The sequence below is a fragment of the Microbulbifer variabilis genome, from assembly GCF_023716485.1.
GTDB lineage: Bacteria > Pseudomonadota > Gammaproteobacteria > Pseudomonadales > Cellvibrionaceae > Microbulbifer > Microbulbifer variabilis_B.
Map to the genome: position 1 here is coordinate 3,536,508 of NZ_CP092418.1, position 15,913 is coordinate 3,552,420.

Here is a 15,913-nt window from a genome sequence, read left to right on the forward strand (position 1 = left end):
CAACGGACGAGCTAGAGGGGACAGCCTATGATGATGAGAAGCCGAGCGCTGCGCTATGTCCGCCGCGTGTGCAAAGGTATCGCGCTGTCCTGCTGTGCCTCCCTATTAGTTGCCAGTAAAGCACCGAATACCCTGGAGCGAATTAAAGCTTCCGGTGAACTTGTTGTCCTCTCGCAAAACGGCCCTACCACCTATTACGAAGACGCCTCTGGCAATCCCACCGGTTTTGAGTACGGCATGCTGCACGCTTTTGCCGAAGAGCTGGGAGTCAAGCTGGTAATTCGCGATGTGCACAGCCTGGATGATATGTTCGCTCGCCTGCGCGATCCCGAAGAGGGTGCTCATTTTGCCGCCGCCGGGCTGACAGTGACCCCGGAGCGCCGTGAACAAGTGCGTTTCTCCCCTTCTTATTTCGAAGTTCGCCAACAGATTATCTACCGCCTCGGAGAAAAACGTCCGCGCAGAACCAGTGACCTTGAAGGTAAGACCATTGCGGTTATCGCTGGCAGCGCCCATGCCGAAGAATTACAAAAACTCTCACAGCGTTACCCCAATTTGCGCTGGGAAGAAGTTTCTGATGTCGACGCTATGGAGCTGGTAGAGATGGTACACCAGGGCCAATACAGCTATGCGGTGGTGGATTCCAACGCCTACGCTGTGCACCGCGGGCTCTACCCCAAAACTGGAGTGGCTTTTAATCTCAGCCAGTTCCAACCGGTTTCCTGGGCTTTTCCCAAGAGTGACGACGACAGCCTCTACCAGCGAGCGCGACTGTTTATGTTGCGTGCCAATACTAACGGCATGATCGCACAGCTGCGCGAGGAATTTTTTGGTCACGTCAGCGAACTGAATCCCGGTGGTGCCCAGGCATTCGCCAGGCGTAGCCGCGAGCGACTGCCCAAATGGCGCGGAGTTATGCAAAAAGTGGCCGATCAATACGAGTTGGATTGGCATCTGTTGGCTGCACTCAGCTACCAGGAATCCCACTGGAATCCCCGCGCTCGCTCACGCACTGGGGTTCGTGGCCTGATGATGCTTACTTTGAATACCGCCAAAGAGCTGGGGGTCAACCGCCTCAACCCGGAAGAGAGTATTGAGGGCGGCGCTCGCTATATCGTACATATCCGCAACAAGCTACCGGAACGCATCCGCGAGCCCGACAGAACCTGGATGGCTCTGGCCGCCTACAACGTGGGCTACGGTCATCTGGAAGACGCCCGCGTACTCACCCAGCGTATGGGCGGAAACCCGGATCTGTGGCCGGATGTACGCGACCATCTACCACTACTGGCCAAGCGCCAGTATTACAAATCTACCAAGCACGGCTACGCACGCGGCTGGGAGCCGGTCACCTATGTGCAAAATATCCGCCACTACCAGGCTCTGCTGAGCTGGACCAGCCGTATCGAAGAACAACGCCTGGCGGCCAATGATGAAAACGGTGGGATTCTTGCAGAAAACAGCGCAGTGGAAACGGAAGGTAGTGCCGCACCCGCGCTATAAATTACAGGCGCCAGAGAGATGGAAGACACTGTTAAAGAGATCGAGAAGTTTATCGATTATCTTGTACAGGCAGGAGTCCACTGCCGAGTGGATGAGTTGGAGAGCGTCTACCACAGGAATATGCAGGTCTACATGCTCGATGATTCTGACCAGTTGACCCTGGCCGATAAGAGCGCATTTATCGATTTATTCAAACACAAGCGCGATGCCGGTGAATTGCCACTGAACAGCTGGACAAAAATTCACCATGTGGCAGCGAAAAACAACTCTGCGCTGGTAATATTTTCCCGAAAAAATAACTTAGCTGGCCAGGAAAGAAAATTAAGGCTGGGCATCGACCTAGTTTATGAGGATGGGCGCTGGCAAGTCATTCGGGAAATCATCTTTCTGGAGCCCCCCTACCCTAGCTAACTCCTTCGTAGCAGTTACACTGGCCGCCCTCTATAAAAGGCCCACTGTACAACGGATAATTTGTTGAATCCCCACCTGGCTAGTAGAAACCAGCTAGCTTTCCGCTTGAGACACTCCCCAGGCACAAGGCAAAAACTGCAAGTCCTCTGGCTCATCAATATCTGGTAGCACTTCCAAACACCGGCAGAGCATTGCACATTCCTGTAGGCGCTCCAGGGTTTGCTGGGCAACCACCTCCGTGCTCCAGGAAATGTCCTCAAACAATCTCCAGCACACCCGCTTGAGTCCCAACAGGGTGTAACCACCATCTTTTGCCGGGTACATAACTGCATCGGCATTCTTTAGCGCAACGGCCGCCTTACGCAGACGCGCGGCCGTTAATGCAGGGCAATCTGTGCCCAGTAATAAAAGTCCCTGGCCCGCCACCTGATAAGTATTGGCCGCTTGCCACAAACGCTGACCTAGGTCGCCTTGCGTCTGATTATGCAGAGTTACCCCCCTGGGTAGGGCTAGTGTTTGCCAGAAGGGATGCAAGGAGTCCGGTGTAACATGCAACTCTACTGGGCCGAGGTCGGCTTTTACTGCTTCCATTAATGTCTGCTGCAACAAACGCTCAGCCAAAGAGGCGGCACCCTGCTCCCCAAGAGCTGGAATCAAACGGGTTTTTGCATAGCCGGGAAGGGGCGCCTTAGCCATTACCACCAAACGCAGAGAGGGCAGAGAAGAGTTACTCATAGCGTTTTGCCAGACACTCCGCCGGAACGCCGCGCCAGTAATCGAAACGCAAACGCCACATTAACAAGACTGTGCGCCAAATTCCGAACTTTTGCCAGCGGCGCCCAGAGGTAGTGACTCTCTGACGCAGACAATGGGGCCGCGCTATTTCTAACAGTTGCCGGCTCAACTCAATATCTTCCATCAGTGGTTGCCGGGCATAACCTCCCACCTCATTGAAGAGAGAGCGGCGAACAAAAATCGCCTGATCACCTGTGGCGATCCCACTCAAACGAGAGCGCCAATTAATCATGGTAGAAATCAGGGGAAACCACAGGCTGTCTCCACTGATACGAATATTAAAACGTCCCCATTGTGCCCCCCTAACCGAGGCAGAGGCAATGGCACTCAGAGCACCTTGCGGTAGGCGAGTATCTGCATGTAGGAATAACAACCAACTGCCACAGGCAACCGAAGCACCCGCATTCATTTGAAGCGCGCGTCCACGTTGGGATTGAATTACCCGCAACCCGGCTGCAGCGGCTATCTCTGCACTACCATCACTACTGCCACCATCAACCAGGATTATTTCACAACTGCTGTATGCGACCAGCTCCCTCAGTTGCGCTACAAGCTTGGGTAACTGCTCCCGCTCATTTAACAGGGGCACAATAACACTGTATTGCACTATCTTGCCTCAACTCCGCCTCATCCCTTTTTTACTTAGGCCTTACCCCAGTCTCCACTGGTGAAATTTTTCCAACCAGCGCAGCAAGCGTTTGGGTGCATTGGCCCGCTTCCAGTTTCCTGCAACAAATTTATTGCCTTCGGTCATTGTCGGATAGATATGAATGGTGGATAGGATTTTATTCAGCCCCAGCCCCTGCTTCATAGCAAACACAAACTCGGCGATAAGCTCTGCCGCATTTTCACCAACAATTGAAACGCCTAATATTTTATCTTTACCTGGTACTGTTATTACTTTAATAAAACCCTGTGCCGCCCCATCTACAATAGCCCGATCCAGATCATCAAGATTATAACGAGTTACCTCATAAGCAATATCATGTCGCTTGGCCTCGAGCTCACTGAACCCAACACTGGCCAACTCAGGATCGGTAAAAACTGCCCGAGGTACCAGCGAGTAATCTACGGCAAATTTCTTGATATCACCAAAAAGGCCATTCACTGCAGCATACCAGGCCTGGTGCGAAGCCATATGGGTAAACTGATAGGGACCGGCAAGATCCCCAGCCGCGAGAATATGGGGGTGGCGAGTGCGCAGGAAAGTATCGGTTGATAGTTTACCATCCTGCAATAAATCCAATTTTTCCAGCCCGAAGCCCTTGGTGCGAGCGCGCCTGCCAAGTGCCAGGATAACCTCATCAAATGTCACCTGTGTTTCACCCTCGGCATTACGTAAATGTAATGTGCTCTCCTGGCGACCTTTATTGCCACTAAAAGAAACTGCCTCATGCCCAGTAAGAAGACATACCCCTTCAGATTTCAATGCCTTGGCAACAGCCTCCGATACTTCGTGATCTTCCTGGGGGAGTAGACGTTCATCCCGCTCAATCAAGGTCACCCGAGACCCCAAACGGGTAAACGCCTGGGCCAGCTCACAACCAATGGCACCGCCTCCCAGTAATACCAATCTTTGCGGAACCTTATCCAGTTGAGCAAACCTATCCCAGAGTGTTTCACTCGTCAGATAATTAACTGTATCAAGGCCGGGGAATGGCGGCACTATAGGCTCGGCACCAGTAGCCAGGATAATGGCACGCCCACGCAAAGATCTTTCACCGCCACTTTTCAAAGTGATATCAACTGTCCAGGGATCAACCAATCGTGCATAGCCTTTTATCACTTCCACACCGAGCTCTGAATAACGCTCCACGCTGTCATGAGGCTCTATCTGCTGGATAGATTCACGCACATGCCGCATCACCCCAGGAAAATTAATCTCCGGTTCCGGCAGCCGCACACCGAAATTACCCGCAGTACGTGCGGAGTGCGCCACACGAGCACACTTGATCAATGCCTTACTGGGCACACAGCCGGTATTCAGGCAATCCCCCCCCATGTCCCCAGACTCAATTAATGTCACCTTAGCTTTTACTGCCGCAGAAATATAAGCACTGACCAACCCTGCAGCACCTGCTCCGATAACAATAATATTACGGTCAAACTTTTTAGGTTTTTTCATTGGAGTCTCACTTGGCCTCGCGGCGACGTTTAAGCCAGTTGAGGAAGTATTTTGCCAATAGAGGGAAAATACCCAGCAGCGCAAAGGACAAAAGCAATTGAGGGGAAGCGATATCTTTAAGGCTTTCTATTCGGGCGAGTTGCGTTCCCGCATTCACGTAGACAATTGTGGCCGCAAGCATGCCTAACTGGCTCACCCAATAAAATGTCCAGACTCGTAGGTGGGTTAACCCCATCAAGATATTAATCAGAAAAAACGGGAAAATAGGTACAAGGCGCAGGGCAAAAAGATAAAATGCGCCTTCCCGCTCAATACCTTTATTCACAACTTGGAGGCGTACCGCAAACCTTTCCTGAATATAATCGCGAAATAAGTAGCGGGCCATAAGAAAAGCCAGAGTGGCACCGATACTGGAAGCAAAAGACACAATAATAGTGCCCCACAACAAACCAAAAATCGCACCAGCGGCTATGGTGAGAATAGCCGCGCCAGGCAAGGACAAGCCGGTCACTAAAATATAAAAAACTAAAAACAGGAAACTCACTAAAAATGGTGAGGCAGCTTTCCATTGCTGGAACTGCTCCCCACCTTCCTGCAACTTGTCTAGACTCAACCAGTGATGTAAATCAAGTGCGTAAAAAGCAATCACCAATACCGCGATAACCACCAACAGCAGTATTTTTTTACTCATAGTATTCCTGCCCTATGGCTATAAAACCCTTTCCTCTTACAGTGCTCCACCACAGCTACTACCCTGCCCCGCAGTACAGCCGTAGCAGTGATCTGCCACTGCAATCGCGCTCCCCTGCAGATTCTCATCGAGTAAATCATGCAGGTGCGGCTTACCTGGCACAGGAATATCTAGCTGCTGATTAAAATCGCAATCGAATAGATTCCCCTGCCAGTCAACACTCACCAGGCTGCGACACATAACGCCATCGAGATTTTCAGCGCTATAACTGTCACGTAATAAAGTCATATAATCTTTAAACTGCCCCTTGGAAATCAACATGGAACCAAAGCGCTTGATGGGCATATTGGCGAGCGCAAACAATTGATTGAACTCAATATTAAATTGCCTTCTCAATTCTCTACGATAGTCTGCCTCCAGGACACTCTGCTCTGGGGGTAAGAAGGGGCCTTGAGGGTTGTATACCAAATTTAACTGCAAACCACTTTCTGGCTTGCCATAACCCAGTTCATTGAGCTTTTGCAGACCGGCAATACTCTTGTCAAAGACCCCTTTGCCGCGCTGCTTATCGACGTTATCCATGGAATAACAAGGAAGGGAAGCGACCACCTCCACATGATTTCGGGCGAGAAACTCCGCAGTATCTTCCTGGCCTGGCTCGAACAAAACTGTGAGATTACACCGATCAACAACCTGCACTTCCAATGCCCGTGCAGCACTGACCAAGCCACGAAACCCGCAATGTAATTCCGGTGCGCCACCAGTGATATCCAGTCTCCGAATACGGCGCTTCTCAATGACCTCCAACAGCAGTGCCAGATTTGCATCCGACATCATTTCCGTGCGATTGGGACCTGCGTTTACATGGCAGTGCACACAAGACTGATTACAGCGATAACCAATGTTGAGCTGCAGGGTTTCGATAGTACTGCGGCGTATTGCCGGGAAATCGGATATTTCAAGTAACGGCAGTGTTTCATACATATGTCTCAGTGCTCCACTTCTTCCAACACTGATTGTGTCGGTTCAAGCAGTGGTTTTATTACAGCGAGCTGGCCCTGCGACATTGTTTCCACAGGTGTGACCAATCCACTGGTCAATGCCGTATGGGCAATGGAGTCAGGTTTCTCCATACCCAATAATCGAATGGCCTCTGCTGCTATCAACTGGGCACGCGCAGCATTTTGCTGCAGATTAGCGATCGCCACTTCCGCGGTAACCGCTTGCTCGCGAGGGTGCCAACAGTCGTAATCGGTGGCCATTGCGAGTGTGGCGTAGGCAATCTGCGCCTCTCGCGCCAATTTCGCCTCTGGCATATTAGTCATACCAATGACCGACGCCCCCATGCTGCGATACCAGTGGGATTCCGCTCGCGTTGAGAACTGTGGCCCCTCAATGCACAAGTAACTACCACCCCGATGTAACTGCACCGGCTGCTCGGCCTGGGTGGAAGCAAAGGCCCGCGCCAGACAATCCGCCACTGCGGAACATACGGGGTCTGCCATAGAGACATGGGCTACAGCGCCGCCACCAAAAAAAGTGCCCTCACGCTTGTGCGTCATGTCGATAAACTGATCGGGAATCAACATATCCAGTGGCCTGACCTTCTCCTGCAGAGAGCCAACCGCTGAGAGAGAGAGCAGATAGCGCACACCCAACTGACGCAACCCATGGATATTTGCCCTGTAGGGCACCTCAGAGGGGATCAGCCTATGACCACGTCCATGGCGGGAGAGAAAAGCAACCGGGATACCCTGCAGCTTGCCACACAGAATCGGATCCGATGTCGGGCCAAATGGGGTCTCCACTTGAACCTCTTGCACATCAGTCAGCCCCGGCATTTCATAGAGGCCACTCCCCCCAATCACACCAACCAGTGCTCTAGCCATGTTCACTCCTAAGTAGTTAGTTTTTCCGCAGTATAGAATTGAGCAATGACCCTGTATATCGCCAGATAGGGTGCAAAATACTCCCTAAGAACGCGCCTAGAGCCAGAAATACTCACGGTAATCCCACCGATAGTAGTCCTTCAGCACATACCAGTAGATTTTGCGAGAGACCTTTGCTGTACATAGACAAATTGATCACCTATATTTACCCGGGTAATATTATTTTGCCAGGATAAATTAATAGGAGACTTTTGTTGTGCCAGAGTACATAGCCATTGAGCGACAGCAACTGATTGCACGGGGCACACTGGAGTCGATCGTTCGCCAGATAAAATCCCGTGAAACGCCACTTGAGCCCATGGTTTTTTCAACCGATAACTGCCAAAGAATCGAGATCGATTGGCAAGGCGATATTGAGACGGTACTAACCAGATTGAAGCCCAGCACAACACCTACCAGTGCAAAGCGAGGGCGCCCAAAGCTGGGAGTCATTTCCAAGGAAGTCACATTGTTACCCCGTCACTGGGAGTGGCTGAGACAGCAACCAGGCGGAGCCTCCGTTACCCTGCGCAAGCTGGTGGAGCAGGCCCAGAAAGATATTTCACTCGAAGAGCGTATCACCACAAGCCAGCATCAACTCGATAGATTTATGCTGCAGGTTGTTGGTGACGCCCCAGGCTTCGAAGATGCCAGCCGCTCCCTCTATCGAAATAGCAAAGTAAGCTTTGAAAAAGCCATCCGAGCCTGGCCAGAAGAAATCAAACACTTTGTTTTGGCCAAATTTAATGATATTGCAGAGATACATAGTGGAAATAAGTAATAGGGATCGTATATGAGCGAACAACAAGACAACATTTTCCTCAAGGGTGCACTTTTACCGGTTTTCTTCAAAACAGCGGCACCGATCATTTTTATAATGTTGGTAAACGGCTCTTTTACCCTGCTGGATGCTTATTTCCTGGGGGAGTATGTAGGCCCTGACGCACTGGCAGCTGTCACCCTGACATTTCCAATGTTTATGTTGCTAGTGGCACTATCCTCCTTAATATCGGCTGGCTACTCCAGCGTTCAGGCCAGACTCTTGGGCGCGGGAAAAATAGATAAGGCAAAACAGGCTTTCTCTCAGGCAATCACCTTGGCACTGTTAGTTTGTGGCCTTCTTATGGTGCTGTTTACTCTTGGGGGTAAACAATTGACGATGTTGGTAGCCAATGGCTCCCAGCCGTTGGCGGATATGGGCTACACCTATTTAACAATTCTTGTTTTCCTATCTCCCGCCCTATTTATTGGTTCCGTAAACTCCGACACATTACGCTGTGAGGGAAAACTATCGCTGATGGCGATAGTTTCTTTAAGCTCCATACTTCTTAATATCGTTTTTAACTATATTTTTATTGCCCATTTTCAAATGGGAGTAGCGGGCTCCGCTTATGGAACAGCATTGGCTCAATCAATCGCCCTGATGATAGTGGCCGGCTATCGTCATTACGGAAAAACAGTCATTGATACACAGGTCATCCGCCTCTCCTATGAGAAACAATATTGGAGAGAGTTTCTGTCCTTGGGATTACCGGCTAGTTTGAGCTATATCGGCGTTTCCCTCACCTCTATGGCAGTTATATTCAGCCTACAGGCATGGGGAGCGGAAAACTATGACGCTACCGTTAGCGCTTATGGTATTACCACTCGGATTATGACTTTTATTTTTCTACCCCTACTCGGTTTAAGCCAGGCTTTTCAAACGGTGGCTGGAAATAATGCTGGCGCAAAGATCTGGTCGCGAATGGATAGTAGTATCAATATCGCCCTGACTGCGGCATTCGGCTATTGCCTGCTGCTTCAACTCGCTGTCATTATTTTTAAAGACACTTTAGGTGGGCTATTTGTTAACGATCCTCTGATCATTGAAGAAGTAGCGCGCATCCTGCCAATGATGACTCTGGTTTATTTCTTAGCTGGCCCCCTCATGATGGTCAATACCTTCTTCCAGGCGATTGGTGACGCCAAACGAGCAGCCATTCTCGGACTGGCAAAAACTTATATATTTTTACTGCCTTTGATAGTGCTACTACCTCTGGCCGTTGGTGAAGTTGGAATCTGGTATGCAGGGCCCATTGCTGAGTTATTACTACTTAGCCTGACGGCTTTTATTCTTTACCAACGCAGCCGCACACACGGTCACAAATACGGTTTGTATAGCACCTAGCAGTACCGAATACTTCAGCGGCACAGATAGAAAATGTAATTTATCTTTTAGTAAATTTTGCGCTTAAGCCTAAAGAGCCAGAAATTTAGAGGGTACGTTTAGAGAAGAAAATAAAAACGTAAAAAGGGAGGTGCTGACTCCCTTTTTTAAGTCACCTTCGCAACAACGAACTGATCTACACCATTGGCATCGCAAAAGATCTTGGTAAGGTCAGACGCCTGCCATCGTACAAATAGGAAAGCATATTCAAATCACCCGCGCTGGGATTCCAACTTGAATTATTTACCTGGTTGGGGGTAATTTTACAACCGCCTGCCCTGGTATTTTCCCTGACCCCCAGCGCCTGGGCTTGAGCATCGTACATCATGATAGACTGGCCATCGAATGACGAGCCATGAGTCATAAAGCGTGCCATTGTCTGGGTGCGGGTTTGCACTTGTAAAGAGTCCAGTGTGCTCTGCACTGCCATGGGAGCATCTGAACGCATATGCTCGTGGGCCAATCCCAGGGTATGACCAATTTCATGTGGAAGCGAGGCAATCGCAGCCCGATTCCCTCTCCAATTAACACCGCAATACTGATTTGTTGTATTGGTATAACCTACGGTGGCACTACTATCATTATCCCGGATAGTAATCACACCCTGCCCCGCCGCTCCCACCTGCAAAAATTTAATCGCCGCAAACTGAAACGCCCGATAAATACACAACTCCCAGCGGGACATGGCTTTCTTAACCGCCGTCACATAGCCAGCATCAAGATTATTCGGTACGTAATATTTAACGATCCCATTAGGCCAGACTCCGCCAACATCCTCATTTCTATCCAAAGAAAAACCACTAAAGACCAGCTTATATGAAATATTTCGAATATTTTTATCTATTGATAGTCCCATGCTGTGAACCTCCACAATTATTTGGTCATTATTTTGAGGGTTAATAAATCCTTTATCTAACTTACAACCGGACTCTTAAAAGCCAACCTCCGCACTTAATCCCAACAAGGAATTTATACCCCAACAAATTCACAACACCTAGAAAAAATTAAATAACTCCTAAAACACCCCAAGAAAAAATAAAAAATAAGATACTTTCTCAAACAACAATAAATATCATTCAATATTTAATTGCAAAAAAAATAAAAATATGAAAAAACCACAAGGCAGAAGAAAAATATCGGCAAAATGCACAGAAATAGTGAGTAGCGTGAAAATTAAAATGGCTGCGCAGCGAAATTAATCTGGCAACAAAAGAAGCCAAGGGAAAGATTGGCACGGAATTAGGATGACGGTTGAGTTTAATAAACAAAAAAAGGCCACCCAAAGGGTGGCCTTTTTTTGTGCTAGCCAGCTAGTAATTACTTACCAGCCAGTAACTTCCTTCAGAGCGTCGCCGATCTGAGCCAGGGAGCGCACGGTTTTAACACCAGCGTCTTCCAGAGCAGCGAACTTCTCGTCAGCGGTGCCTTTACCACCAGAGATGATCGCGCCCGCGTGACCCATACGCTTGCCGGGAGGAGCAGTTACACCAGCGATGTAGGAAACTACAGGCTTAGTAACATTTTCCTTGATGTAAGCAGCGGCTTCTTCTTCAGCAGTACCACCGATCTCACCGATCATAACAATCGCTTCGGTCTGCGGATCGTTCTGGAACATCTCCAGGATATCGATGAAGTTGGAGCCCGGGATGGGGTCGCCACCGATGCCCACACAGGTGGACTGGCCGAAGCCGTAATCGGTAGTTTGCTTAACCGCTTCATAGGTCAGGGTACCGGAACGGGAAACGATGCCCACTTTACCCGGCTTGTGGATGTGACCCGGCATAATACCGATCTTGCACTCACCCGGAGTGATAACACCCGGGCAGTTCGGGCCGATCAGACGCACGCCCAGCTCGTCGCACTTCACTTTAGCGTCGAGCATATCCAGAGTCGGGATACCTTCGGTGATACAAACAATCAGCTTGATACCAGCGTTGGCCGCTTCCAGGATGGAATCCTTACAGAAAGGCGCAGGTACGTAGATTACGGAAGCTTCAGCGCCGGTCTTCTCTACCGCTTCTTTAACGGTATCGAATACTGGCAGGCCCAGGTGAGTCTGGCCGCCTTTACCCGGAGTTACACCACCAACCATCTTGGTGCCGTAAGCAATCGCTTGCTCGGAGTGGAAAGTACCCTGGGAGCCGGTGAAGCCCTGGCAGATTACTTTAGTGTCTTTGTTAATCAGTACTGACATGATTATTTACCCTCCGCAGCTTTAACCACTTGCTGAGCCGCATCGGTCAGACTGGTCGCCGCGATAATGTTCAGGCCACTGTCGCTCAGAACCTTGGCGCCCAGGTCTGCGTTGTTACCTTCCAGGCGTACAACAACCGGTACTTTAACGCCAACTTCTTTTACTGCGCCCACAACGCCTTCGGCGATCATGTCACAGCGAACGATACCACCGAAGATATTGATCAGTACGGCTTTTACGTTCTCGTCAGACAGGATGATCTTGAACGCTTCAACAACGCGCTCTTTGGTCGCGCCGCCGCCAACATCTAGGAAGTTAGCTGGCTTGCCGCCGTGCAGGTTGACGATGTCCATGGTACCCATGGCCAGACCAGCACCGTTTACCATGCAGCCGATGTTGCCATCGAGGGCTACGTAGTTCAGATCGAACTTGGCAGCGTGCGCTTCACGGGAATCTTCCTGGGAAGGATCGTGCATTTCGCGCAGGTCCGCGTGGCGGTACAGCGCGTTGCTGTCGATTACCACTTTGGCGTCCAGGCAGTGCAGGTTGCCTTCGGTAGTAATTACCAGCGGGTTGATCTCGAGCAGGGCCAGATCTTTTTCTTCGAACATTTTCGCCAGGCCGAGGAAGATCTTGGTGAACTGCTTCACCTGAGTCGGGTTCAGGCCCAGTTTGAAAGCCAGCTCGCGCGCTTGGTAAGGCTGAGCGCCTACCAGCGGGTCGATGGTGGCTTTCAGGATTTTTTCCGGAGTCTCTTCCGCTACTTTCTCGATCTCAACGCCGCCTTCGGTGGAAGCCATGAAAACGATACGACGGGTGGAGCGGTCAACAACGGCGCCAAGATACAGTTCTTGGTCTATGTCGGTGCAGCTTTCAACCAGGATACGGGAAACAGGCTGGCCATTTTCGTCTGTTTGATAAGTTACCAGGCGCTCGCCCAGCCACTTCTTGGCAAACTCTTCAATTTCTGCCTTGGAATCTACCAGCTTTACTCCGCCAGCCTTACCGCGGCCACCAGCGTGTACCTGGGCCTTTACTACCCACTTATCACCGCCAATTTCGTCAGCCGCTGCTACTGCCGCTGCCGGGGTTTCCGCTGCAATGCCTTTGGAAACCGGCAATCCGTATGCCGCAAACAGTTGTTTGCCCTGATACTCATGCAAGTTCATAGTCAATACCAATTCACATGTGAAATGTGTTTATTAATTGCAGATCTCTCTGCACCTGAAAGACAAAACTCAAAATTTCCGTCGTTGCAAATTTTGAATTCCGCAAATGAAACCGGGGCGCTAATTAATCAATAATTAGTGCCCCGACATCGAAAAAACTTCTTACTTGCGCTTCTTGCGATTTACGGTGTGAATCGCATGACCGTTCACGCCCAGTGCCGCTTCTTTCACGGTCTCAGACAGAGTCGGGTGTGCGAATACGGTCATACCGATATCTTCGGCGCTGGAGCCGAATTCCATCGCGATCGCCACTTGCTGAACCAGATCGGCAGCAGACGGGCCAACGATGTGGGCACCTAGTACACGGTCAGTTTCCGCGTGAGCGATGATTTTCACAAAGCCCTGGGTATCGTTGGCAGCCATAGCGCGACCGTTGATCGCAAACGGGAAGCTACCTACGTTGTAGGGCTCGCCATCGGCCTTCACCTGCTCTTCGGTGCGACCAACCGCAGCGATTTCCGGGTGAGTGTAAATAACGTTGGGGATCACGTCGTAGTTCATCATTGGCTTCTGGCCGGCGATGCGCTCAGCGACTACAACACCTTCTTCAGAAGCCTTGTGCGCCAGCATCGGACCGCGTACCACGTCACCGATCGCCCATACGCCCGGTGCAGAAGTCATGCACAGGTCGTTAACGTAGATAAATCCACGCTCGTCCATCTTCACGCCGGCATCTTCAGACAACAGACCTTCAGTGTAAGGACGACGGCCAACGCAGACGATCAGCTTGTCGAAAGTTTCCTGGTGCTCTTTGCCATCTTTGTCCTGGTAAGTAACAACCACTTCCTCGCCCTTCACTTCAGAGCCGGTTACGCGGCAAGCGAGGCGGATATCCAGGCCCTGCTTCTTGAAGATCTTCTGGGATTCTTTGGCAACCTGTTGGTCCATGATCGCCAGGAACTTATCCATCGCTTCCAGAACAACCACTTCAGAGCCCAGGCGGTTCCATACTGAACCGAGCTCCAAGCCGATAACGCCGGCACCGATAACGCCCAAACGTTTGGGCGTTTCAGAGAACTCCAGAGCACCGGTGGAATCGACAATAATTTTGTTGTCTACCGGAGCAGGCGGAATATTTACCGGTACAGAACCGGAAGCCAGAATGACATTTTCGGCTTCGTAGACAGTGCTGTTGCCTTCGTCGTCAGTGACTTCCACTTTCTTGTTGGCCAGCAGTTTACCGGTACCGAAAATGGAGGTCACTTTATTGGCGGTGAACAGGCCAGCTACGCCGCCGGTCAGCTTCTTAACGATCTCGCCCTTGCGCTCGATCATCTTGCTCACATCCATCTTGACCTTGCCGACTTCAATGCCGTGCACGTCGAGAGCGTCTTTGGCCTCGTGGTACTTCCAGGAGCTGTCCAGCAGTGCCTTGGAGGGAATACAACCTACGTTCAGGCAGGTACCGCCGTTAACGTATTTACCTTCCTTGTTTTTCCACTTTTCAATACAAGCAGTCTTCAGGCCCAGCTGAGCGGCACGGATGGCAGCGACATAACCACCAGGACCAGAGCCGATTACGATTACGTCAAATTTTTCCGACATGATCAGTTCCAGATATTTCTAATGCAGTGTGATCGAGGGGCCCGCAGGCCCCAGAACTTATTTTTTAAACTTCGAGCAAGATACGCGCTGGATCTTCGATCATTTCCTTGATCGCTACCAGGAAGCCAACCGCTTCTTTACCGTCGATCAGACGGTGGTCATAGGACAGCGCCAGGTACATCATCGGCAGGATTTCCACCTTGCCATTTACCGCCATCGGGCGCTCCTGGATTTTGTGCATACCCAGAATTGCCGTTTGCGGCGGGTTCAGGATCGGAGTGGATAGCAGGGAGCCGAATACACCACCGTTGGTAATGGTGAAGGTACCGCCAGTCATCTCTTCGATAGACAATTTACCATCGCGGGCGCGAACACCCAGATCACGGATATTGTTTTCCATATCCGCCAGACCCATGTTTTCCGCATTGCGCAGAATCGGTACAACCAGGCCTTTCGGAGAGGAAACCGCTACACCGATATCCTGGTAACCGTGGTAAACGATATCGTTACCATCGATAGACGCGTTCACCGCGGTGTAGCGCTTCAATGCTTCTACCGCAGCTTTCACAAAGAAGCCCATAAAGCCCAGGCGAGTGCCGTTGTGGGTTTTTTCGAACAGATCTTTGTAGTTCTTGCGCAGGTCCATGACCGGCTTCATGTTCACCTCGTTAAAGGTGGTGAGCATAGCGGTGGACTGGGAGGCATCCAGCAGGCGTTCAGCAATACGCTTGCGCATGCGGGTCATAGGAACACGCTTCTCCACGCGCTCGCCCGGAGCAACAGCCACTTCGGCAGCAGCGGCGGGAGCAGCGGCGGCGGGCGCAGTGCCAACTTTCATTACGTCTTCTTTGAGAACACGGCCACCCTTGCCAGTGCCTTCAACACCCGCCAGATCGACACCCTTCTCAGCGGCCATTTTCTTGGCGGATGGCATGGCAATTTTGTCGCCAGCAGCGGGGGCAGCCGCTTCGGCAGCCGGAGCTTCTGCTTTTTCTGCCGCCGGGGCAGCGGCCGCGCCAGCGCCCGCTTCAAACTTGGCAATCACTTCATTGGAGAGGACGGTATCGCCCTCCCCCTTGATGATTTCAGTCAGCGCACCATCGGCAGGTGCAACAACTTCCAGCACAACTTTATCGGTCTCGATGTCCACGATCAGTTCATCGCGGGACACAGCTTCACCGGGTTGTTTATGCCAGGTGGCGACAGTTCCGTCCTGAACAGATTCAGGGAAAGTTGGCGCTTTAATCTCGATCGTCATTTTTTCTGTTTCCTGAGATTGACTCTTC

15 protein-coding genes are annotated in these 15,913 nt (G+C 50.9%); 4 read left to right on the forward strand and 11 right to left on the reverse strand.

The genetic code is table 11. The features are described from left to right. Positions 1-27 precede the first annotated feature (27 nt). Entirely contained in the window at positions 28-1,503 is a 1,476-nt protein-coding gene (mltF, locus tag MJO52_RS15690; RefSeq protein ID WP_252082903.1) for a membrane-bound lytic murein transglycosylase MltF, read from the forward strand. 18 nt (positions 1,504-1,521) lie between these two features. Beyond that, the gene (locus tag MJO52_RS15695; protein WP_252082905.1) at positions 1,522-1,914 is read left to right on the forward strand and encodes a hypothetical protein; all 393 of its coding nucleotides are present in this window, start codon (positions 1,522-1,524) and stop codon (positions 1,912-1,914) included. A 93-nt stretch (positions 1,915-2,007) separates the two neighbouring features. Here the strand turns inward: MJO52_RS15695 and MJO52_RS15700 are convergent, their stop codons facing one another. Genes MJO52_RS15700 through mtnP form a run of 6 tightly spaced genes read right to left on the reverse strand, consistent with a single transcriptional unit; the run spans position 2,008 to position 7,414 of the window. Beyond that, positions 2,008-2,649, reverse strand: coding sequence for a TIGR04282 family arsenosugar biosynthesis glycosyltransferase (locus MJO52_RS15700; protein ID WP_252082907.1), 642 nt, complete (start codon positions 2,647-2,649; stop codon positions 2,008-2,010). Next, positions 2,642-3,316: a TIGR04283 family arsenosugar biosynthesis glycosyltransferase gene (locus MJO52_RS15705; RefSeq protein ID WP_252082909.1), complete on the reverse strand. Its 675-nt coding sequence runs from the start codon at positions 3,314-3,316 to the stop codon at positions 2,642-2,644. The genes MJO52_RS15700 and MJO52_RS15705 overlap by 8 nt, the downstream gene beginning before the upstream one ends. 42 nt (positions 3,317-3,358) lie before the next feature. Then, positions 3,359-4,834 carry a dihydrolipoyl dehydrogenase family protein gene (locus MJO52_RS15710; RefSeq protein ID WP_252082910.1) on the reverse strand — a complete coding sequence of 492 codons (1,476 nt, stop codon included), beginning with the start codon at positions 4,832-4,834 and terminating at the stop codon, positions 3,359-3,361. Between the two features lie 7 nt (positions 4,835-4,841). Continuing rightward, a complete protein-coding gene (locus MJO52_RS15715; RefSeq protein WP_252082912.1) occupies positions 4,842-5,525 on the reverse strand; it encodes a TVP38/TMEM64 family protein in 684 nt (227 codons plus the stop codon). Between the two features lie 36 nt (positions 5,526-5,561). Beyond that, complete coding sequence (arsS, locus tag MJO52_RS15720) at positions 5,562-6,509, reverse strand: arsenosugar biosynthesis radical SAM (seleno)protein ArsS (RefSeq protein WP_252082914.1); 948 nt, start codon at positions 6,507-6,509, stop codon at positions 5,562-5,564. 5 nt (positions 6,510-6,514) lie between these two features. Further along, the gene (gene mtnP, locus MJO52_RS15725) at positions 6,515-7,414 is read right to left on the reverse strand and encodes an S-methyl-5'-thioadenosine phosphorylase (RefSeq protein WP_252082916.1); all 900 of its coding nucleotides are present in this window, start codon (positions 7,412-7,414) and stop codon (positions 6,515-6,517) included. A 256-nt stretch (positions 7,415-7,670) separates the two neighbouring features. On the opposite strand from mtnP, the gene MJO52_RS15730 reads away from it, so the two are divergent. Together MJO52_RS15730 and MJO52_RS15735 are read left to right on the forward strand one after the other, a co-directional pair. Further along, complete coding sequence (locus MJO52_RS15730) at positions 7,671-8,234, forward strand: DUF2239 family protein (protein WP_252082918.1); 564 nt, start codon at positions 7,671-7,673, stop codon at positions 8,232-8,234. Positions 8,235-8,246: 12 nt separating this feature from the next. After that, positions 8,247-9,620 (forward strand): MATE family efflux transporter, encoded by a 1,374-nt coding sequence (locus MJO52_RS15735; protein ID WP_252082919.1) that lies wholly within the window; start codon positions 8,247-8,249, stop codon positions 9,618-9,620. Between the two features lie 175 nt (positions 9,621-9,795). Here MJO52_RS15735 and MJO52_RS15740 read toward each other — a convergent pair whose 3' ends face one another. The 5 genes from MJO52_RS15740 to odhB form a co-directional block, all read right to left on the reverse strand. Next, the gene (locus MJO52_RS15740) at positions 9,796-10,515 is read right to left on the reverse strand and encodes a M12 family metallopeptidase (protein WP_252082921.1); all 720 of its coding nucleotides are present in this window, start codon (positions 10,513-10,515) and stop codon (positions 9,796-9,798) included. A 465-nt stretch (positions 10,516-10,980) separates the two neighbouring features. Further along, the gene (gene sucD / locus MJO52_RS15745) at positions 10,981-11,853 is read right to left on the reverse strand and encodes a succinate--CoA ligase subunit alpha (RefSeq protein ID WP_020412684.1); all 873 of its coding nucleotides are present in this window, start codon (positions 11,851-11,853) and stop codon (positions 10,981-10,983) included. Between the two features lie 2 nt (positions 11,854-11,855). After that, positions 11,856-13,022 carry an ADP-forming succinate--CoA ligase subunit beta gene (gene sucC / locus MJO52_RS15750; RefSeq protein WP_252082922.1) on the reverse strand — a complete coding sequence of 389 codons (1,167 nt, stop codon included), beginning with the start codon at positions 13,020-13,022 and terminating at the stop codon, positions 11,856-11,858. Positions 13,023-13,184: 162 nt separating this feature from the next. Next, entirely contained in the window at positions 13,185-14,627 is a 1,443-nt protein-coding gene (lpdA, locus tag MJO52_RS15755) for a dihydrolipoyl dehydrogenase (RefSeq protein WP_252082924.1), read from the reverse strand. Positions 14,628-14,691: 64 nt separating this feature from the next. After that, a complete protein-coding gene (gene odhB / locus MJO52_RS15760) occupies positions 14,692-15,885 on the reverse strand; it encodes a 2-oxoglutarate dehydrogenase complex dihydrolipoyllysine-residue succinyltransferase (protein ID WP_252082925.1) in 1,194 nt (397 codons plus the stop codon). Between the last annotated feature and the right edge of the window lie 28 nt (positions 15,886-15,913).

Excerpts from the sequence above, each read along its gene's own strand:
- mltF (WP_252082903.1), top strand. The coding sequence starts at position 28 with ATGATGATGAGAAGCCGAGCGCTGCGCTATGTCCGCCGCGTGTGCAAA.
- MJO52_RS15695 (WP_252082905.1), top strand. The coding sequence starts at position 1,522 with ATGGAAGACACTGTTAAAGAGATCGAGAAGTTTATCGATTATCTTGTA.
- MJO52_RS15700 (WP_252082907.1), bottom strand. The coding sequence starts at position 2,649 with ATGAGTAACTCTTCTCTGCCCTCTCTGCGTTTGGTGGTAATGGCTAAG.
- MJO52_RS15710 (WP_252082910.1), bottom strand. The coding sequence starts at position 4,834 with ATGAAAAAACCTAAAAAGTTTGACCGTAATATTATTGTTATCGGAGCA.
- MJO52_RS15715 (WP_252082912.1), bottom strand. The coding sequence starts at position 5,525 with ATGAGTAAAAAAATACTGCTGTTGGTGGTTATCGCGGTATTGGTGATT.
- arsS (WP_252082914.1), bottom strand. The coding sequence starts at position 6,509 with ATGTATGAAACACTGCCGTTACTTGAAATATCCGATTTCCCGGCAATA.
- mtnP (WP_252082916.1), bottom strand. The coding sequence starts at position 7,414 with ATGGCTAGAGCACTGGTTGGTGTGATTGGGGGGAGTGGCCTCTATGAA.
- MJO52_RS15735 (WP_252082919.1), top strand. The coding sequence starts at position 8,247 with ATGAGCGAACAACAAGACAACATTTTCCTCAAGGGTGCACTTTTACCG.
- MJO52_RS15740 (WP_252082921.1), bottom strand. The coding sequence starts at position 10,515 with ATGGGACTATCAATAGATAAAAATATTCGAAATATTTCATATAAGCTG.
- sucD (WP_020412684.1), bottom strand. The coding sequence starts at position 11,853 with ATGTCAGTACTGATTAACAAAGACACTAAAGTAATCTGCCAGGGCTTC.
- sucC (WP_252082922.1), bottom strand. The coding sequence starts at position 13,022 with ATGAACTTGCATGAGTATCAGGGCAAACAACTGTTTGCGGCATACGGA.
- lpdA (WP_252082924.1), bottom strand. The coding sequence starts at position 14,627 with ATGTCGGAAAAATTTGACGTAATCGTAATCGGCTCTGGTCCTGGTGGT.
- odhB (WP_252082925.1), bottom strand. The coding sequence starts at position 15,885 with ATGACGATCGAGATTAAAGCGCCAACTTTCCCTGAATCTGTTCAGGAC.